The 19,910-nt window shown below is 65.6% G+C and carries 13 protein-coding genes; 8 read left to right on the top strand and 5 right to left on the bottom strand.

The window, feature by feature from the left end:
* Positions 1 to 206: 206 nt before the first annotated feature.
* Both CIK75_RS15760 and CIK75_RS15755 read left to right on the top strand, forming a co-directional pair.
* On the top strand, positions 207 to 1,217 hold the full coding sequence (locus CIK75_RS15760) for a Gfo/Idh/MocA family oxidoreductase (RefSeq protein ID WP_086994339.1): 1,011 nt from the start codon (positions 207 to 209) through the stop codon (positions 1,215 to 1,217).
* 36 nt (positions 1,218 to 1,253) lie between these two features.
* Entirely contained in the window at positions 1,254 to 3,146 is a 1,893-nt protein-coding gene (locus tag CIK75_RS15755; RefSeq protein WP_086994342.1) for a DUF2264 domain-containing protein, read from the top strand.
* 10 nt (positions 3,147 to 3,156) lie between these two features.
* Here CIK75_RS15755 and CIK75_RS15750 read toward each other — a convergent pair whose 3' ends face one another.
* Genes CIK75_RS15750 through CIK75_RS15740 form a run of 3 tightly spaced genes read right to left on the bottom strand, consistent with a single transcriptional unit; the run spans position 3,157 to position 6,866 of the window.
* Positions 3,157 to 3,924 (bottom strand): copper homeostasis protein CutC, encoded by a 768-nt coding sequence (locus tag CIK75_RS15750; RefSeq protein WP_086994345.1) that lies wholly within the window; start codon positions 3,922 to 3,924, stop codon positions 3,157 to 3,159.
* A gap of 58 nt (positions 3,925 to 3,982) precedes the next feature.
* On the bottom strand, positions 3,983 to 5,413 hold the full coding sequence (locus CIK75_RS15745; RefSeq protein ID WP_158225985.1) for a sulfatase: 1,431 nt from the start codon (positions 5,411 to 5,413) through the stop codon (positions 3,983 to 3,985).
* Complete coding sequence (locus CIK75_RS15740) at positions 5,406 to 6,866, bottom strand: sulfatase-like hydrolase/transferase (protein ID WP_086994351.1); 1,461 nt, start codon at positions 6,864 to 6,866, stop codon at positions 5,406 to 5,408. The genes CIK75_RS15745 and CIK75_RS15740 overlap by 8 nt, the downstream gene beginning before the upstream one ends.
* A gap of 212 nt (positions 6,867 to 7,078) precedes the next feature.
* Here CIK75_RS15740 and CIK75_RS15735 point away from each other — a divergent pair, with 212 nt between their 5' ends.
* The gene (locus CIK75_RS15735; RefSeq protein ID WP_241895506.1) at positions 7,079 to 8,305 is read left to right on the top strand and encodes a substrate-binding domain-containing protein; all 1,227 of its coding nucleotides are present in this window, start codon (positions 7,079 to 7,081) and stop codon (positions 8,303 to 8,305) included.
* Here CIK75_RS15735 and CIK75_RS15730 read toward each other — a convergent pair.
* Positions 8,283 to 10,709, bottom strand: coding sequence for a polysaccharide lyase 8 family protein (locus CIK75_RS15730; RefSeq protein ID WP_086994357.1), 2,427 nt, complete (start codon positions 10,707 to 10,709; stop codon positions 8,283 to 8,285). The genes CIK75_RS15735 and CIK75_RS15730 overlap by 23 nt on opposite strands.
* Before the next feature lie 167 nt (positions 10,710 to 10,876).
* Here CIK75_RS15730 and CIK75_RS15725 point away from each other — a divergent pair, with 167 nt between their 5' ends.
* Together CIK75_RS15725 and CIK75_RS15720 are read left to right on the top strand one after the other, a co-directional pair.
* Entirely contained in the window at positions 10,877 to 11,713 is an 837-nt protein-coding gene (locus CIK75_RS15725) for a sugar phosphate isomerase/epimerase family protein (RefSeq protein ID WP_158225984.1), read from the top strand.
* Between the two features lie 194 nt (positions 11,714 to 11,907).
* Positions 11,908 to 15,141, top strand: coding sequence for a chondroitinase family polysaccharide lyase (locus tag CIK75_RS15720; RefSeq protein WP_158225983.1), 3,234 nt, complete (start codon positions 11,908 to 11,910; stop codon positions 15,139 to 15,141).
* 7 nt (positions 15,142 to 15,148) lie between these two features.
* Here CIK75_RS15720 and CIK75_RS15715 read toward each other — a convergent pair whose 3' ends face one another.
* Entirely contained in the window at positions 15,149 to 16,216 is a 1,068-nt protein-coding gene (locus CIK75_RS15715; RefSeq protein WP_086994366.1) for a LacI family DNA-binding transcriptional regulator, read from the bottom strand.
* A 176-nt stretch (positions 16,217 to 16,392) separates the two neighbouring features.
* Between CIK75_RS15715 and CIK75_RS15710 the strand changes: the two genes are divergently transcribed.
* The 3 genes from CIK75_RS15710 to CIK75_RS15700 are packed head-to-tail and all read left to right on the top strand — an operon-like array spanning position 16,393 to position 19,612.
* On the top strand, positions 16,393 to 17,562 hold the full coding sequence (locus tag CIK75_RS15710; protein ID WP_086994369.1) for a Gfo/Idh/MocA family oxidoreductase: 1,170 nt from the start codon (positions 16,393 to 16,395) through the stop codon (positions 17,560 to 17,562).
* Positions 17,562 to 18,776, top strand: coding sequence for a dihydrodipicolinate synthase family protein (locus CIK75_RS15705; protein ID WP_086994372.1), 1,215 nt, complete (start codon positions 17,562 to 17,564; stop codon positions 18,774 to 18,776). The genes CIK75_RS15710 and CIK75_RS15705 overlap by 1 nt, the downstream gene beginning before the upstream one ends.
* Entirely contained in the window at positions 18,773 to 19,612 is an 840-nt protein-coding gene (locus CIK75_RS15700) for a sugar phosphate isomerase/epimerase (protein ID WP_086994374.1), read from the top strand. The genes CIK75_RS15705 and CIK75_RS15700 overlap by 4 nt, the downstream gene beginning before the upstream one ends.
* The last annotated feature ends 298 nt before the right edge of the window (positions 19,613 to 19,910 follow it).

Below are 19,910 nucleotides of genomic sequence, written 5' to 3'. Positions count from 1 at the left end.
AAACATGGTCTTTCATGGTTTTATCCGCATTCCGTCGACCCGTGAAAGCAATGCAGATCATAATCGTCGACGATTACGTCTGGAATCATTCTTTATTGGCTTGAATAATCATCTCTTAAGGACCGGCCGTGCCGACCCAAGGTCACGACCCACGATCAGGACCACGCATCAACCACGGTCCACGACGCATATTAAGAGGTAAGCAATTGATCCGTCTAGGAATCATCGGGGCAGGTGCCGTCGCCCCGTTGCATGCACAGGCAGCCACCACGCTGCCCGACGTCGAACTGGTCGCCGTCTGTGACCTTCGGCCCGATACGGCCTCCGACGTCGCCGTGTTGACCGGGGCAGCCGTCTATACCGACTATCTGAAGATGTACGCTGAGGCGGAACTGGATGCGGTCATCGTGAACACCCCGCATGCCCTGCATCTGCAAATGGTGCTCGACGCCGCGGACGCAGGCCTGCATGTGCTGGTGGAAAAGCCCATGGCCATCGGCCTGGCGGACTGCGATGTCATGATGCGCGCCTGCGAACAAGCAGGGGTGACACTCGTCGTCGGGCATATCCAGCATTTCCTGCCTGAAAAGGTTGCCGCCCATGAGGCCTTGGCCTCCGGGAAGCTGGGAAAGCTGCTGATGATCCGTGATTTCCGCAGTACGAACTACCGCCCCGGCACCCGGCCGGCATGGTTCTTCGACCCGGTGATGGCCGGCGGCGGTGCGTTCATGAACATCGGCGGGCATTGCATCGACCGTTCACTCTGGCTTGCTGATTCGGTGGCCGAAACCGTCGACTCCCGGACCCTGGAACGTTTCGGTGTCGAGGTCGAGACCGACGGCTACCTGAATTTGCACCTGCGCAACGGGGTGGAGATCAACATCGTCATCGTCTCGGATCCACCGCAGCGGCTGGACGAGATCCTGTTGATCTGTGAGGAAGGCACGATCTCCTGCACCCCCGACCACGGGACCATCATTCGGCACCACGGACAAAGCAGTACGCTCCACGTCCCCTCGGCGGATAACATCCAGACGGGGTTCACCGCCCAGCTGGCCGACTTCCTAGCTACGGTCAACGGGGCCTCACCACAGGTGAGCAACAACCATGCCCGCAGCATCGTGGAAACCATCCTCGCTTCCTACCGTTCCGCCAGCTCACGGAAGACCGAACCCGTCCGTGCAGAAACCGTAGCGGATCTGCAACAGGCACTGTAGCGACAGCAGGTGGGACCGACGGAAAAAGAGCAGGACATGGAGAAAGCCCGGACCTTCACCGGATGGGGCCGCGTCGAGTGGGAACGGTTGGCCGACCGGTTGATCGCCGGGGCCCACCGCCATTCCTCTCCCGCGGGAGCACGCGTGGTCTTTCCGCCGGCAGCGGGACAAAATGCCACCGACCAGTTGGAGGGTTTCGCGCGGTCGTTCTTGCTGGCTGCGCTGCGCATCGCCGGTTCGGCAGGTTCAGATCCTGCCCTGGTGCAGTGGTACGCCGACGCGCTGGCGGCAGGAACCCGGTGCGGCGATGCCGAACAATGGCCGGGATTAACCGACCACGGCCAACCCACGGTGGAAGCCACCGCGATCGTCCTCGGCCTGCATTTCTCCCGCCCCTGGCTGTGGGACGGACTCGATGACGGGGTGCAAGCCCGGATCATCCACTGGCTCTCCGGAGCCACCGGCCAGGCCTCTGCCGATAACAACCATGTCCTTTTCGGGGCCACCATCCAGGCCTTCCTGGCCTCGATCGGCGCGCCCTGCGACCGGTTCGGCATTGAGGCCGCGTTGGACCGCATCGAGGATTGGTACGCCGGGGACGGCTGGTATTCCGACGGCGAGGGACGCCGATTCGACCACTACAACGCCTGGACCTTCCAGCTTTACCCGTTCTTCATCCTGGAGATGCTCTCCGGAACCGTGGCGGCGGCCACGGCGTCGGCCGAACGCCTGCGGCTCTACCGGGAGCGCCTGGAGATGTTCCTTCGGGGCTACCAGCACCTCTTCGCTGCCGGAGGGAGCCCGTTGATCCAGGGGCGGTCGCTGATCTATCGCTGGGGCGTTGTCGCACCTTTTTGGATGGGCGAGCTCCAAGGGGTGGAGGCATTGCCTCCGGGGCGGACCCGGCGGCTCGCTTCCGGGGTGGCCCGGCATTTCACGGATCGGGGCGTCGGGGACGACGGGGTGCTCCCGCTGGGATGGTGGGGGCCGCGATCCTCCATCCTGCAGTCCTATAACGCCCCGGGCTCCCCGTTGTGGGCGGCCAAGGGGTTTTTGGGGTTGCTGCTCCCGGCCGACCATCCGGCCTGGACCGCGCCGGAGGCGGCCCTGGAGATCGAGGGGGCCGATGTGAATCGGGTCCTGTCCGGACCGCAGTGGCTGGTCCGGGGGGACCACCGTGACGACATCGTGAAAGTCGCCAACTTCGGCACCGGGGGCCACCCGCGCCACGATTCGGCCCTGTATCGACGACTAGCCTTCAGCACGGCCAGTGCCCCGGTCCAGCAGGGCAGCCTGCGCGATAACGACCTCTATGTGCCGTTGGGCGACTCAACGAGTGTGCACCGCGGACCGGTGGCCGGGGTGGCCCGTCCGGGAGGTGGCAGCAGCAGATTCCGGCTGGACGCCGCGGGACGTGATGTCGAGGTCGACTATGCGACGGCGCTGCTGCCCGACGGCGTGGAGCTGCGTGCCGCGCGTATCCGTGGTGCCGTGGCCATGCCCCTCGAAGCCAGCGGCTATGCCTTGGCTGGTGATACCGAGCCGGAATCCGTGCTCACCGCCGCGGGAGCCCTGGCCGCCGGTGCGGACGGGTTGCGCTCCGCCATCCAGTTCGTCGGTGCCCCGGAAGATGACACGGTAGCGGCCACTCCCCGCATCCGCGAAGCCTCCGGATCGATCCTTGGTGAACGGGTTGCCGTACCGGTGATCACGGTGGATCCGGCCGCTGGCGCGGAGACGCGATGGTCCTGGCTGGTCTGCTTCACCCGGCGGAACATCGATCTGGAGGCGGTGGCCAGGCGCCTCGTTCTGAACTGGACGCCCGACGGGCTGCAGGCGTCGGACGGGGCCATCACCGCGAATCTGTCGTGGATTCGCCATGAACGATGGCCGGCCGACGCGATCAATCAGGGAGTCTTCGGGGCCTGAAGCCGATGGGTTAGCGCGAAGCGGCGCGGGCTTCCTTGACCAGTTCTCGGTCGGTTGCGGTTTCCTGCGACGGGGTCAGCACCATCGGCATGGTCCCGGTGCTCGTGCGAACCCCGGGGCTTGCAGCTGCTGCGCCGGCCGGCACCGGAGCGGGCTTCCTTCTGGCGGAGAGGTGTACGGCGTCCAGACCCGCGGCCTTCAACGCCGGGATATCCTCGACGACGAGCCCGCCACCAGCCATGACCTGAAGCCGTCCGGCGGCACGCTGGACCAGACGGGCGAGCAGGTCCAGGCCCGCCCCCACGGAGTCCTCGGCCCCCGAGGTCAACACCCGGGTAAAGCCGAGGCCGGCCAGCAGATCGATGGCTTCCAGCGGGTCGCGGCATTCGTCGATGGCTCGATGGAACGTGATTTCCATGGCGGGGTTGGCCCAGCGGGCCGCATCGAGAAGAGCGCGGGTTCCCGCCCGGTCGATCCAGCCATCGGGGGTGAGCGCCCCGAAGACGACGCCGTCGGCGCCTCGGGCGGCACAGGAGGCGATTTGTTCCGCCATGGTGCCCAGCTCTTCACCGGAGTAGACGAAGTTCCCGGGACGGCAACGGATGATCGGATGGATCTCGGTGGTGCCGGCCAACGGGCCGCGGCACGATTCGAGCAGGGCAGTGGAAGGGGTGAGCCCGCCGACCTCCAGATCCGCGCACAGCTCGACCCGGTTGGCGCCCTCCTCGGCGGCAATCAGTGCTCCGGGAAGGTCGACGACGGCGATCTCGAGTTTCATGGCGTCCTCTTCAGGGGATGGGGGCAGGCTGGCCGGGGCGGCTTGGGCCGATGCGGAATCAGGGTGACCAACGGTCCAGGTCCGCGACCATCGCCCGGAGGTCCTCCAAGGCCGGCCAGGTGTCGCCGGCGACTTCGAGCTCATGAAGCAACTGTACGCAGTATTCTTTGCCGCGCGCGTCCTCCATTGCTGCCAGATGACGCATTTCGTAGGGGTCTGCCCGCAGATCGAAGAGCCGCGGTGTGAGCAGGTACCGGCCCGGCCGGCTGGGATCAGCACGGCAATCGACCAGGAGCTTGGAATCGGCGGTGCGCAAACCGCGGATTCCCGGGCCGCAGTCGGGCGCTGGTGGGCCGTAGTAGATGGCCGATCCGGCTCCGTTGGAGCCGGAAGGCGTCCGGTCCACCAGATCGGCGGAAACGTCGGTGCCCTGCATGGCGTCGGGGATCTTGTCGGACAGTCCGGTCAAACCGAGCAGGGTCGGGGCAACATCCACCGAACCGATCAGCGTCCGTTCGTTACGACCGGCGGCAATATGTCCGGGCCAGCGGATGAGGAACGGCAGAGACATCGACTCCTCCCACGGAACGTTCTTGTACATCAGACCGTGGCTGCCCAGTTGCATCCCGTGGTCGGAGGTGAAGATGACGATCGTGTTCTCCCGCTGTCCGGTTTCCTCCAAGGACGCCAGGAGGCGGCCAATCTGTTCATCTACGGCAGAGACGGCGGAAAAATAGTCGGGGGCCTTCTCCACGGCCTCCCGGCCGGCCGGCGTCCCAAGGTCGACGTTGGGCCGGGTCAACAGTTCCTCGGGTGCCAGGGCGGTATAGCGATCCCGGAACGTGGTCGGGGCCTGGTCGAAGGGTTGGTGTGGGGGATTATGCGAGACCACCAAGGCGAAAGGACCCTCGGACGTGTCCACGGTTCGCAGGAAATCGACCGCGACGTCCGTTTCGTGTTCGACCGACCACTGTTCGACGATCGTCTTTTCCTCGCGCGGCGCGTCACCCATCCAGTAGTGCGGACGCAGATGATTGTCGGCGGCGCCGTAGGAATACCAGAAGGAGAAGCCGTGCCGGCGATCCGGTGGGGAATAGGCGTCCCAGACGGCGCCTTCGCGGAAGCCCTCGCCCCAGATGGCGTCCTCGGCGGTCACGGCCTCCAGATGCCATTTGCCGATGTACCCGGTCTGGTAGCCGGATTCCTGGAGAACCCTGGACCAGGTGTCGATGTCTGGTGGAAGCCCGGCACCGGTGTTGGAGTTGATGTTCACCGGCACCCCGTTGCGGTGCGGGTGTTGGCCGGTCATCAGCATCGCCCGATGCGGGCTGCACACCGGGTAGCTGCTCACGGCATGGGCGACATCGGCTGATTCCCTGGCCAGGCCGTCGAGATTGGGCGTGTAGGTGGGGTCGGCATCGCGGAACCCCAGCGCCGCATCGCGGAACTGGTCCGCCATGATGAACAGCAGGTTCGGTTGCTCAGGCATCATGGTGTTCCTTCCGTGCTGCGTCCCCGATCGGGGTTCCGTCCCAATTCGGGGCAGTGAAGGCGCCCAACGGGTTCCCGGTGAGCGGATGCAGTTGTCCGGCGCCGGCCACTGGCAGGGAACTGCCGTCGAAGTCCTCAGATCCGTAGGTGTCGAACCACTCCTGCAGTTCGGCGCGCATCTCGGCGACCCGGTCGGCATGGGCCGGGTTATCAACCAGGTTCTCCCGTTCCTCCGGGTCGTTCTCCAGATCGTAGAGCTCGTGTGGGCCGTGGGGGTAACGGTGGTTGTACTTCCAGAAGCGATTGCGGATCATGCGGGAGGGGCCGTATTCGTCGAAGACCACTACGGGCCGGGGAACGGCCGCCGCCTCCGTTTCCTGGCCAGTCAACACTGAGGCGAAGGAGCGACCGGGCCCCGTCTCGAATTCACTCGCCTCGAGACCGGCTAGTTCCAGCAGGGTGGCGGCGACGTCATAGGCGGAGAGTAGCTCCTGCGCTACCCGGCCGGTCTGGATGCTGCCGCGGTGGGAGAAGATGGCGGGAACCTTCACCGAGGAGTCGTAGAGGTTCTGCGGGAAGGTGCCGTTACCCTTGCCCCAGATGCCGTGATGACCACAGTTGAAGCCGTTGTCGCTGGAGAAGACCACGATCGTGTCCTCACGCAGTCCGAGTTCCTCGAGCCGGTGCAATACGCGCCCGATGCCGGCGTCCATGGCGCTGACCGCCGCGAAGTAGCCCACCAAGGCCGCACGGGTATCGGCCTCGCCGCCCAGCGGGACCCCGCCCACGGTGGTGGTCCACGGGTGCATGGGTTCCTGCGGGCAGGAGGCGAAGGCCGTGTCCTCGTAAAGTCGCGTGAACTCTTCGGGGTGCTGGTCCTTCCACGGCATATGTGGGGCCGTGTAGTTCAGCGCCAAGAAGAACGGGGCATCCTGGCGTGCAGCCTGCTCGATGAACCCCACAGAGTCGTTGGTGATCGCGTCCGTCAGGTAGTCGGTGACCAATTCCTTCTCACCGTTGCGGTATATGGTGGCGTGGTCGTAGGGGCATCCGCCACCCTCCAAGGCGTACCAATGGTCGAAGCCATGGCGGGCCTCGTCATTGGCGCCAAGATGCCATTTGCCCGACAGGCCCATGTAGTAGCCAGCGGCCGCCAACTCATCGGTGAAGAGTGGTTGGCCGGAGAGGAAGTCCGTGGCGTTGGGGCCGGCCTCGACGCCGTGCAGATAGTCGTGGACTCCATGCCGGGAGGGTGGTTGGCCGGTCATGAGGCTCGCTCGGGCCGGGGAACACACGGGTGAGGCACAAAAGAAGTTCTCCAACCTGGTGCCTTCGGCAGCCAACGCGTCCAAGGTGGGTGTCTGGATGTCCTCGTTGCCCGCGCATCCCATGGCCCAGGCGCCCTGATCGTCGCTGAGGATCATCAAGATGTTGGGTGGGTTCCGATTCACGGGCACTCCTAGTCCTACACGGGATATGGCGGGTGTTCCTTACTTCATACCCGGCATTGTCGAGAGGAATAAAGAATGACTAGGTGGCATCAGCGTCCGCCTGGCGAGAAAAAACGGCTAAAATCCAACGATTTCAGAAATCATTGACGAATCATCCCTTAAAACTCCTTCAATGATCGTGCATTATGGAAGGAATGACCAAGGGAGTATCCGTGCCAGACTACCGACGGCTCGTCGCCGACCAGGGGGAACTGCGTAACGTCCGCAAGCAGCCCCTGAAATTTCAGGAACTCAGTGAAGACCTTCGCCGGGAGATCCTCGCGGGCACTTGGGCCGTGGGCAGCAAGCTACCCACGGAGGCCCAACTCGCCCGGGAAACCGGCCTGTCCCTGACCACGGTCCGGCGTGCCTACGAGGATCTGGTCGAGAAAGGGCTCGTCATCAGGCGGCAGGGCGCCGGCAGCTTCGTCGCCACCCCACCCTCGCGGGCCTTGAAGAAACCGCGCTACACCATCGGTGTTCTGCTGCCGGATACCCAGCTGTACTATCCGAAAGTCCTGCAGGGGATCGAGGAGCACCTCACGGCGCAGGGGGCCAGCCTGCAGTTGTCGACCTACCATTACGATCTGAGCCGGGAGAACTCCAGCATCCAGTTCCTGCTCGACGCCGGCGTCGACGGGCTGCTGCTCGTACCGACCCTGACCGGCATTCCCGATCCGGAGCGGAGGGTCGCCGAACTGGCGGCCCTGCCGGTCCCGGTGGTGCTGCTCGAGCGCAGCCTCGAGGACCTCGGGGCTGCGGATCGGACCGAACACATCTGCTCGGACCACCAGGGCGGGGCCTACGACGCGGTGAAGCACCTGGCCGGACTGGGGCACGAACGCATCGCCGTGCTGACGAGGTCCAATGTGGCGGGCAAGAGCGCCAACCCCACCCAATCGGCCGTCGTCGCCGGGTACCGCAGTGCCGTCGCCGACCTCGGACTTTTTGCCGACGGGGAGGAACTGCCGATTTTCAGTTCGACAAAACCCGAATGGGAGCAGGATCAGGCCGAGGCCATGTATACCCGGCTACGGGACAGCGGTGCGACGGCGGCCTTGGTGTTCGGGGACCGCGAAGCGACACTGCTGCAGACCGCCGCCCTGAGGCGTGGGGTGAACGTGCCCGAGGAACTATCCCTGGTCTCCTATGACGATGAGATGGCCGATATCGCCCCGATCCCGTTGACGGCGATCTCGCCCGCGAAGCACCGTTTGGGCATGATGGCCGCAGAGATCCTGCTGCGCCGGCTGAAAGAAGGCGATGCCTGCCCGATCTACCAGATCCGTCTGCGACCGCGCATTGTGGTGCGCGAATCCTGTGCCACCGTGCCGGAGGCCGCTACCGCGGGCCCGACGGACCGCCGGGCCCCGGCCGCTACCGCGGGCCCGACGGCGTGAAGGTCCGCGGGCCCTTGGCCTGAACGGCGAGGTGCACCGTGGCCCCAGCCAGGCCGCGGGTATCGACCTCTAGCGTCGTCGACCCGTCGGCGTTGCGGGTCAGCCTGGCTCTATCACCCTCGAGGAGCCGGTAGCGCCGCCTGGTCCTGAAGGTCAACGAGAGCGAGGAAGCGCCCTGGGTGGGTTCGCTGAGCGACAACTGAAGCCGGTTTCCGTCCTCGCGCTGGACGACGCAGGCCGGGCCCGACAGTTCGAGGTCGGCGACCGTGCCCTGCCCCCAGAACGTGGCGGCCAGCGTCTTCTCGTGGGCGAAGGAGACCGCCTGGGCGACCGCGTCATTACGCAGCACCGTGTGCTGCTTCCGTCGGGCGAGTTTCGCAGCCCCCTGGATCGAGGCGCCCGGGGCGATCAGGTACGCGTAGCCGGCCTGCTCCGGTGAGGTGCCGTGATCGAAATAGAGCGTGGCGTAGTTGCGTTGCTGCACCTCGGTGCTGCCCTTGGCGTTGACATCTGACCAGGACCCCGACCGGCGTTCGCGCAGTACGTGAAGTGGCGCTTCGTCCAGCGCGACGTAAGCGCCGAAGCCCTCTAGATGGACCCAGCGGTCCGATGAGAGGACTGACTCAGCATCAGTCGTAGCTGCGACGCGCCCCGAAGCGGTGACCAAGGCGTTGGAGCCCTGGTGCAGGTTGCGGTGGTCCACGATGGTTTCCACCGGCGCCAAGGAACCGGTGTGGATGTCGGAGCCCAGACACACGATGACGTCCTCGCTGACGAACCATGACTTCCGGGCACTGAGTCCGGTGCCTCCGGGGCCGATGAGGTGCTGTCCGACGGCGGCGATCTCCTCGTTGGCGCTCGAGCCGGTCCATTCGTTGTCCGGTGTCCCGGCCCCCCACTGGCCCTCGACCTGATCCGGCAGGGACGTGGTGTCCACGGTGGTCCCGGGCAGCCTGACATGGTTTGCGGTGGCCCAGAAGGCGTCGTCGTACTGGCCCAGATCGGCGTCATGGACATAGGTCATGCCCGAGCCGGAATGGTAGCCCCGGTCATTTTCGCCGTTGCCGCATTCGTACCAGGAGATCCGGTTGCTGCACATCGCCGTGGACAGTGACCACTGGGGGCCGCGGTGCATGGTGCGGTCCATCGCCGGGAACAGGAAATGGCCGGCCAGTGGGGCCGCCGGCGACAGGCCCAGCGACAGGAGTTCCTTCACCAGTGCCGTGCGCGCGACGCTGGCTCCGTCCAGAATGGGGGCGTGGTCGTTATCGGTGATCCATTGCAACGCGCGCCGGCGCCAGCGCTTGGCGGTGGGTGCGTCGACGGCACGTGCCAGCAGCAGCACGGCCTCGATGGTGCTGGCCCCCAAATCGAAACCGGTGTTTTCCTCGCGGGAGACGCTGCGCCCGCGCACCGAATCGGCCATGGCCCCGGCCATCAGGCAGGGGGCAAAGGAGTCCTCAACGGTTGTGAAGAGGATGTCCCGGCTCGGATCGGAGACCGCGGCATCGGTTCCGCCGAGCAGTGCGAAGAGCTTGGCGAGACCACTGAGCAGAACCACCCCGTAGGAGCCGGTATAGGGGGTGGTGCTGTGCTGGATGAAGGAGCCGTCGGCAAAGAAGCCGTTGCCGCTGGTGACGTACTGCCACACCTCGGAGAGTCCGGCGACGGCATGGTGGAGCTTCTCTTCGTTCCCGTCGACCAGTGAGCGGACGATGATGCCCTGGCACAGGTCCACGCGGTTCGCCCCGACCGAGGTGATCTTCCCGCGCGAGGGCGGGAACTGCTGCCACGGGTCCGGCACGAAGTGGTCGATCGCTGCGCAGTGCGCGGCCCGCTCGTCCTCGTCCAGCTCGTCGAAGAGCAGTACCAGCGTGTCCGCCAGGGCCCGGGGAACCCCGATTTCCCAGGCCCACCAGTTGCCCTCCTCGTCAGTGGTGTCGTTGTAGCGCAGCCGGTGGGCGTCGGACAGCCCGGCACGGATCTGCTTCAACAAGGTGCCCTGGCCGAAGGAAGCCGCCCCGGGGGTGGCCCAGGCAGTGGCCATCTGGGATAAGCGCACATACGTATAGCGCAGGTCCCCGGCTGCGGCCAGGTCCAAGTCCGTGAAGATCCGGGTTCTGGCCGTGGAGGAGTCCAAGGTGGCCACGGCCGATGCGGCGGCGTGGTCCAGAGTGGCCAAGGCGTTGGCGAAATCCCGGTCGCCGGCAATGAATTCCCTCCGGCCGGTGAGCTGGTCCACCCAGGTGGAGCGCAGTGTGGCGAAATCGGCGCTGGTCAAGGCCGGGGTTTCCGCGGCCCGGGCGGGCTGGGCGGTTTGGCTGATGAAGCTCAGGAGCAGGCCGGTCACGGCCACCCCTCCGGCGCCCTTAAGCGCGGTCCTGCGGGATAGTTCCTGGTCCATGACTTCGCTCCTGATGTCCGTGACGGGGCCGGCCCTGAGTGCCGGTGCCCTGTTGGATGGGAACTCAACGGCACGTCAAGGTAAGGAATAAAGCAGTAGCGCCTGAACGGAACATGGCCAACAATGGAGCACACCACCGTCAGCGATACCAAGGAGCACCACGCCCCATGCAACTTTCCTTCTCCACGTTGGGATGCCCAGACGCCGATGTCGACGAAGTGCTGGCGCTCGCCGGCGAGCACGGGGCCACCGGCGTCGAACTGCGGATGCACGAGGGTGGAATTATCTCCGCCAGCATGGACGACGCCGAGCGTGGGAAGGTCAAGACCGCCTTCGCCGATGCCGGGATCACCATCTTGGCGGTGGGGAGCTATGTCAAGATCTGCGCTCCCGGAAAGGACATCGACGTCTTTCGGGAACTCGAGGCCGCGCTGCGGCTCGCGGCAGACATCGGGGCGAAGGCCGTGAGGGTCTTTCCCGGTGCCGGACTGGATTCAACCTCCGAGGCCGACCGCGAGGAGGCCTTTGAGCTGGAGGAAAATGCAGTCCGGAGGCTGACGGCGGCCGAAGGGCCGGCGGCCATGCATGGGGTCCAGCTCTTATTGGAGACTCATGATTCGCATCCACGCGGGGTCGACGCCGCACGCATCCTGTTCCCCCTGGGGCCGCAGGGCGCGGTGCGCACCATTTGGGATGTCCTGCACCCGTGGAAACGCGGGGAGGAACCCGAAGCGACCGTGAAGGCGCTCGCCGGGCGCATCGAGTACCTCCAGCTCAAGGATGCCCGCCGTGGCTCCACCGCCGATGCCCCGATCCTGACCCTGCCAGGGGAGGGGGACATCCCGTTGGAGAAGATGCTCCGGCTGTACGGGGAACAGGCGCCGACCGGAGTCGATCCCTGGGTGTCCTTGGAATGGGAGAAGGCCTGGAACCCCGATTTGCCGGAGCTGGGCGAGGCGCTGGCCGCCACCCGGAAGATCCTCGACTCGCTGTCCTCGAGCTAATCCGCCGTCCGGCTTGAGGCCCGCGCGGCCGGACAGAACTTCGGGGTGCTCATTTATTCCTATGGTGTACGTCACCTTGACTGACCGTGTCCCAGCTGGAGGCACCCGGTGAAATGCCGGAGGTGTCTACCAGATTGAGCTCATGGAAAGCCCTTCCGGTCGCCCGTTCGCGTACCGGAGAAGATTGGAAAACAATGAACTGGACCAACCTCGAATTTAACCGACGCACCCTCATCAAGGTCGGCAGCGTCGCCAGCGCGGGGGCTGCGTTCGCGCTCAGCGCCGCACCCGCCCAAGCCGCCGGTGCCCGGGCCCCGATGGCCCCCGCGGTTCCCGGTGACGTCGAAGCGAAGGCCCTGGCCCTGCAGCCGCCGACCTTCCTCTTCGAAACGAAGGTGCCCGAGCAGGTCACTGCGGTCTCGGGGGCGGAGCCCGCGATCAGTGACGAGCAGGCCATCATCGGCAAGCACTCCCTCCGCTGGGACTACTCCGCCGGCTCCATCCTGCAGATCGATGCGGCACTGGACGCCGAGGACTCCAGAATCCCGGAGGACGACGAGACGAAGCTCGGATCGTGCAGCACCTTCGGCCTGTGGATCTACAATTCCACGGCCCGCCAGGGCACCCTGCGCCTGGAATTCGGCCGGCAGGGAAGCAAAGACGCCTGGTGCGACCTCCATCTGGACTTCACCGGCTGGCGAACCGTCTGGATCCGCCTGGCCCAGGACCTGAAAGGCAAACCGCGCCGCGACATGGATACCCTGCGGTTCGTCGCCCCGTCTTCGGGTTCCGGGACGCTCTTCCTGGACCAGCTGGTCCTGAACATGTCCATGCGCACCGACCATCCGATGCGGAGCGAGCAGGCCCCATTCGTCAATCCGGAAGCCGATACGGCGCAAAATGCGCATTGGCTCGCCCTGCTGAAGTTCCAGGAACTACAGGATGCCCAGGCGCCGGCACCGGTCACAGATGCGACGTTGCTGGCCGATGTGTCGACGGTGAAGTCAAGATACCTTGAGGCCTACCTCACCGGTGGCGGCGCGACCACGGGCGCGCAGGTGGCCGATCTGACGGCGCAACTGGCCAAGCTCGGCATTCCCGAGCGGTCCACCAGTGGGCCGGCGACACCGGTCTTCTTGAACCAGCAGGCCATCTTCCCGCCTCAGATCGCCCCCGAACTGGCTGCGCTGGCTGGAAGCGCCAAACTGCGCACGCTCACGGATCTGATGCAGAAGATCGCCCGGGCCTGGGAACGTGCCGATGCCACCCGCAGGCCGCTGGTGGCCGAGCTGTACGTCCGGGCCGTCTTGCATCTTCGCCGCGTGGGTTGGGCCAAGGGCAGTAGCCAGGGCAGTGTCCACCATCTCGGATACAACATTCGTGGGTACTACGACTCCGTCTTTATCATGAAGGACGTCCTCCAGGATGAAGGATTGCTGGAGGAAGCCCGGGCCGATATCGACTGGTTCGTCGGCCTGGGGCGCGTTCTCGAACGCCCGCTGCGACGCGATGGCATCATGGACATCTACAACACGAATGTCCGGGGCCTTGTGGCAGCGGCCATGCTGCGGGAGACTCCTGGCGAACAGGCGGCTTGGCTCTCAGCCGTCCGCGACTTCCTCGATATCACCCTGCAGCCAAGTGACGGTTTGCAGGGCGGAATCAAGGCCGATGGCTCGGGATTCCACCATGTCGGGTTCTACCCCGCCTACAGCGCTGATGGCCTCTCCGGACTGGCGCCAATGGTCATGGTCCTGGGTGGCACGTCGTTCCGTCTGTCCGAGGCGGCGCACTCCCTGTTGAAAAAGGCGGTGCTGGGGATGCGCACCTTTGCCAATAAATTCGAATGGTCGCTGACCGTGTGTAACCGCCATCCGAAGGCGGGCCAAACACTCAAGCTCGATCCCTTCCAGTGGCTGTTCCAGGCTGGCACGCCCGACGGGAAGAAGGCCCTGGACCCCGAACTGGGGGCTGCCTTCCTACGCCTGCTGCCGGAAAAGCAGTCTTCGATCCACCAGCGGTTGGCCGCCAAATTGGCTGCTACCGGGGTCACCGTGGAAGATTCCCCGACGGGCCACTGGACCTACAACTACGGCGCCCTCGGAGTGCACCGCCGCGAGGACTGGTCGGTGACCGTTCGCGGACACAACCGCTACCTGTGGAGCTCGGAGACCTACGAAAACGCCAATATCTATGGCCGCTACGGCACCTACGGGCAGATCAACGTTCAGTCCACGGGCGACCCGATCACCCTGCTGGATAGCGGGTTCTCCCAGGAAGGCTGGGATTGGGGGCGGTTCCCGGGCACGACGGCGATCCATAAGCCGGTTGATGACCTGTTCATCGACCTCGGGCTCGGAGTGGAAATCATGCCGCTCTCGGATTCGCGCTTCGGCGGGGCCACCAACATCGATGGCCGGCACGGCCTCTTTGCCATGGACCTGCACGAGATCCCTTCCTGGGATCCCAGCCACCGGGCCCGCAAATCGGTGTTCCTCTTCGACGAGCGGGTCATCGCGGTGGGTACGGGGATCGAAAACAATGACCGCCGAAACGAAACGGGGACGACCCTGTTCCAGAGCCACCTGGCGGCGACGTCGGAGCCCACCTACATCGACTCCACCCGGCCCGTCGCCGACTTCCCGCTCGAGCGCAAATCGCGCAAGAAATCCAAGCATGCACAATGGCTGGCCGACGGGAAGGGCAATGGCTACTACATCCCGGCCAAGCAGCACCTGGGGATCGAGCGTTCCACGCAGAAGTCGAAGGACCAGAGCTCCGGAGAACCCACCAGTGGGGACTTCGCCACGGCGTGGCTGAGCCATGGGACCAAACCGAGGAACGGCTCCTATGAATACGCGATGTTGATCGGGCGGACTCCACAACAAACGGCGGCCTTCGCGAAAGCCATGGGCGGCCGGCGAGCCCCCTATGAGGTGTTGGAGGCGCGCTCCGACCGGCATGCAGTCCGCGATCGGGAGACCGGTATCACCGGCTACGCGGTCTTCGAGGCGGGGCACGGGTTCGAGGGCGATATCGAAGGGGTGGATACTCCTTCGCTGTTGATGACCCGGCGTGAAAAGAACCGTCTGGTCATGTCGGTGACGGATCCGGATCTCCGCCTGTATTCGGGCAAAGACCCGGACCAATACGATGCCAAGGGCCGTTTCGTCGGCGGAGTCCTTCCCTACGTGGTGTCCTGGAGGGAAAACGCGAGCCAGGCCCACACCCTGACCGTGAAGGTCAAGGGCTCCTGGAAGCTAGCCGAAAAGGTCGACGGCGTGAAGGTCACTTCCCGCAAGGGCCACGGCGGCCACGACCATCATGGAGGACGCCACGGCCATGATCATGGCCGGCAGGGGCATACCGAGATCGCGGTCCGCACCCGGGACGGGCTGCCGGTGCAGTTCAGCCTGGCGCGGCACTAATACCGCGTTAGCCCTGCCCCGCCGCGGTGGTGCTGCGTCGGAGCACGAGCTCGCCGGTGACGGTGGGCTCGGCTCCGGCGGCACCTCCAGGGAGTGCCACGGTGCTTTCGACGGCGATCCGTCCGATGTGCAGCAACGGTAGCCGCACGGTGGTCAATCCGGGATGGAAATCCCGCAGCGTTTCGATATCGTCGAATCCCGCGACGGCGGCGTCGCGCGGAACCTGGACCCCGCCCTCACGCAGCCCGGCGACCAGCCCGATGGCCATCACGTCACTGACCGCAAAAAGGCAGACAGGGGCCCCTTCCCGGTGAGCCGCGGCGACCCGTGGTGCCAGCTCGGCGCCGGTGGCATGGCCGCCAGCTCGGTCCAATCCGGTATGCAAGACCTCGGCCGCCGGAACACCCGCGGCGTGTAGACCATGTTGGAATCCACGGACCCTATCGTCCGAGGTGGCCAAGCCCTCGGGGCCCGCCACAATCAGGAAGGGGCCGCGATGGTTGGCGGCCAATGCGCCCGCCAGCTGACACGCCAGGTCTTCGTTGGGAATGGCGATGACGTGGTGGTGTTCGGGGGAACCGGTCCCCTCCACGGGGCGACCGATGACGGCCACCTGGCCATCATTACGGCAGTAGAGGTCCAGCTCGTTGGCCAAGGTGCTGTTGGCTTCACGGTCCGCAGCAGCGGTGGTCCGCGAGCCCGCCAGGATGATGGCATCAGCCCGGTGGGCGGCGAAGGCGGAGACTGCGGTGGCCTCCTCTGCAGGGGTGCCGCCGGTGGTGGCGAGCATGACGAGTTTATTGCGTTCCCGGGCAGCTTCCTGGACGCCGTGGGCGATGGCCGCGAAGTACGGGTCGGCGATGTCGTGGACGATGAGGCCGATGACCCCCGAGCTGGATTTCGCCAGCCCCTGAGCTTGCGCATTGGGCACGTACCCCAGTTCGAGGGCCGCCCGCCGGACGTTTGCGGCAATCTCCGGTCCGGGGATCCGCGCCGAACCATTGAGCACCCGGGACGCGGTGGCGGCGGAGACTCCTGCCTTGCGGGCCACCTCGGCCAGTGTCGTTGCGGACATCGCTACCCCTTCGCCGGCCGTCACGGCTCACATGGTGGACAAGAGTTCCAGTATCGCATGACAGAAAAGTTTGGGAAAGCGCTTGCCAAGCATTGTTTGGATGGGCATGATGGACACAACGGGAATGCGCTTTCCCGATCAGATTTCATACCATCCACCCCTAGCAAAGAGGTCCCATGGGCTCGACACCACGCACCATCCGTATCGCCATGAACGGCATTACCGGCCGGATGGGCTACCGCCAGCACCTGCTGCGATCCATCCTGCCGATCCGCGACGCCGGAGGCTTCACCCTGGCCGATGGCAGCCGCGTCCAGGTCGAGCCGATCCTCATCGGGCGCAACGAAGCCAAGGTCCGCGAACTTGCAGAACTGCATGGGGTAGCCGAATGGAGCACCGATCTGGACGCGGTCATCAACGACCCGACCGTCGACGTCGTCTTCGACGCCTCGATGACCAGCCTGCGCGCCGCGACGCTGAAGAAGGCCATGCAGGCCGGCAAACACATCTTCACCGAGAAGCCCACCGCCGAAACCCTCGACGAAGCCATCGAGCTCGCCCGCATCGGCACCGAGTCCGGGGTGACCGCCGGCGTCGTGCATGACAAGCTCTACCTGCCCGGGCTGGTGAAGCTGCGCCGCCTCGTCGATGAGGGATTCTTTGGCCGCATCCTGTCCATCCGCGGCGAATTCGGCTACTGGGTCTTCGAAGGCGATGTGCAGTCGGCGCAGCGTCCGTCCTGGAACTACCGCAAGGAAGACGGCGGGGGCATGACCACCGACATGTTCTGCCATTGGAACTACGTCCTCGAGGGGATCATCGGGAAGGTCAAAAGCGTCAACGCCAAGACCGCCACCCACATCCCGGCCCGCTGGGACGAGCAGGACCAGGAATACGTCGCGACCGCCGATGACGCCTCCTACGGCATCTTCGAACTCGAGACCCCCGCCGGCGACGAGGTCGTCGGGCAGATCAACTCCTCCTGGGCCGTGCGGGTCTACCGCGACGAACTCGTCGAATTCCAGATCGATGGAACCCTCGGCTCGGCAGTGGCCGGCCTGAATAAGTGCGTCGCCCAGCAGCGCGCCCACACCCCCAAGCCGGTCTGGAACCCCGACCTGCCGGTCACCGAATCCTTCCGCGACCAGTGGCAGGAAGTCCCGGCCAACGCCGAGCTGGACAACGGCTTCAAGCTGCAGTGGGAAGAGTTCCTGCGCGATATCGTCGCCGGACGTGAACACCGCTTCGGTTTGCTGTCCGCAGCACGCGGCGTCCAGCTCGCCGAACTGGGGCTGCAGTCCAATGACGAGCGCCGCACCATCGACATCCCGGAAATCACGCTCTGATGGCCTCGCTGATCCTTCCCGCTACCGGCGGTGGAACCCGAAGGCACCAGCTCGCCGAGGCGCGGACCTGGCTCAAACCCAGCACCCCGATCACCTCCCGGCACGCCTACGCCGCGGCCCACGTCATCCCCGACGTGCGCGCCGAGAACGTGCCCGGCGCCCCGGCGCAACTGGACTGGGATACCACCCTGGCCTACCGCCACGAACTGTGGTCTTACGGCCTGGGTGTCGCCGATGCGATGGACACCGCCCAGCGCGGCATGGGTCTGGACTGGGCCGCGACCGGAGAACTGATCCGCCGCAGTGCCGCCGAAGCCGCGGCAGTGGTCTCCTCAAAGGCCTCCGCCACCGCCGGCAAATCGGTGCGCGATCTGCTCGCCTGCGGCGCGGGAACCGACCAGCTGGACCTGGCCACCGTCCCCTCGGGCCCTGCCGGGCTGAACGTCGTGCTCGAGGCCTACCGCGAGCAGATGGCCCTGGTGGAGGAGGCCGGAGCGAAGACCATCCTGATGGCCTCCCGTGCGCTGGCCGCCGTGGCCACCGACGCCGAGGACTACCTGCACGTCTATTCGACGTTGCTGCGTGAGGCCAAGCAACCGGTGATCCTGCACTGGCTGGGCACCATGTTCGATCCGGCCTTGGCCGGCTACTGGGGCTCCGATGACGTCGCCACGGCGACCGATACGTTCTCCTCGCTGGTCAGCGGTCATGCGGAGAAGATCGACGGGGTCAAGGTCTCCCTGCTCGACGCCGGCCACGAGGTCGCACTACGGGCCTCACTGCCTGCAGGGGTCAGGCTCTACACCGGGGATGACTTCAACTATCCCGAACTCATCGACGGGGACGGCAGTCACCACTCCGATGCACTGCTGGGCATCTTCGCAGCCATCTATCCGGCGGCCTCCGCAGCGCTGCAAAGCTACGACGCCGGTGATCCGGTGGCGGCACGAGCCACCCTGGACTCGACCCGGGAACTGGGAAAGCACATCTTTAGCGCCCCCACGTTCTACTACAAGACGGGCATTGCGTTCCTCTCGTGGATCAACGCGCAGCAGCCTGGCTTCCAGATGGTGGGCGGCCTGCATTCTGGCCGGTCGCTGATGCACCTGAGCCGGACGTTCGAACTCGCCGACGCCGCCGGGCTGCTCCTGGATCCTGAGCGCTCAGCGGCCCGGATGTCTACGTTCCTGCAAGCCAATGGGGTGGGCGCATGAGCGATTATTCGCGGTTGGCCCTGAACAGCGCCACCACCAAGAAGTGGACCCTGCCCGAGGTCGTGGACGGCTGCGTCCGCGCCGGCATCCCCGCGATCGGCCCCTGGCGGGACATCGTCGCGGACCACGGTCTCGCGGAATCGGCGCAGCTGATCCGCGACGCCGGCCTGAGGGTCTCCTCGCTGTGCCGGGGAGGATTCCTGACGGCAGCCGATGCCGAAGGCCAGGCCGCGGCGCTGGCCGATAACCGCGCGGCAATCGAAGAGGCCGTGGCGCTGGGCACCACCGAGTTGTTCCTGGTGGTCGGCGGTCTAGCCCCGGGGGAGAAGGACGTCATCGCGGCCCGCCAACGCGTGGCCGACCGCCTGAAGGACTTGGTGCCTTTCGCCGTCGAACACGGGGTGCGACTGGTCCTTGAACCGCTACATCCGATGTATGCGGCAGACCGGGCCCTGATCTCCACGCTAGGCCAATCCCTGGACCTGGCGGCACCCTACGATCCGGCAGCCGTCGGCGTCGCCGTGGACACCTTCCACGTCTGGTGGGACCCTGATCTGAAGGCGCAGATTGAGCGGGCCGGCCGCGAACAGCGGATCGCCTCCTACCAAATCTGCGATTTCAACCTGCCCATCGCCGCCGACGCACTGCTCTCCCGCGGCATGATGGGCGACGGGGTCATCGACTTCGCCACCATCGGCTCCTGGGTCCGCGATGCCGGCTACACCGGTGACATCGAGGTGGAGATCTTCAACCAGCAGATCTGGGATGCCGACGGCCACGAGGTGCTGGCCACCGTGAAGGAACGCTACGCCGAACTGGTGCTGCCTTTCGCCTAGCCCACGGTGGCTGACCTGCGACCCGCGAGCGTGATGGTTCCGGTTCCCCTTGAGCCGCGTCCGCGCCGATCAGCTCTTCGAAGGCCGCTCCCGCGGGGGCGGCCTTCGTCGTTCCCTCCGCGGGCCGGAACCTGAGAGCGTGAAGAATTTCCCCTGTCACCTGCAGTTTTGTTGATTGCGACTATGTGATGGTGGTCTCATTTTTTCCCTGCTACTGTGAGTTTCATCGACGCGGGGTCTTTGATTCCACCGGCTTCGGAAACCCCCTGTCCGAGGAGGCATACGGCCTCATGGCGGG

This window comes from Glutamicibacter sp. BW78, from assembly GCF_002332245.1.
GTDB classification, from domain to species: Bacteria; Actinomycetota; Actinomycetes; order Actinomycetales; family Micrococcaceae; genus Arthrobacter_H; species Arthrobacter_H rhombi_A.
The sequence above is the reverse complement of the archived record's forward strand: the minus strand, read 5'-3'. Positions and strand labels throughout refer to the sequence as shown.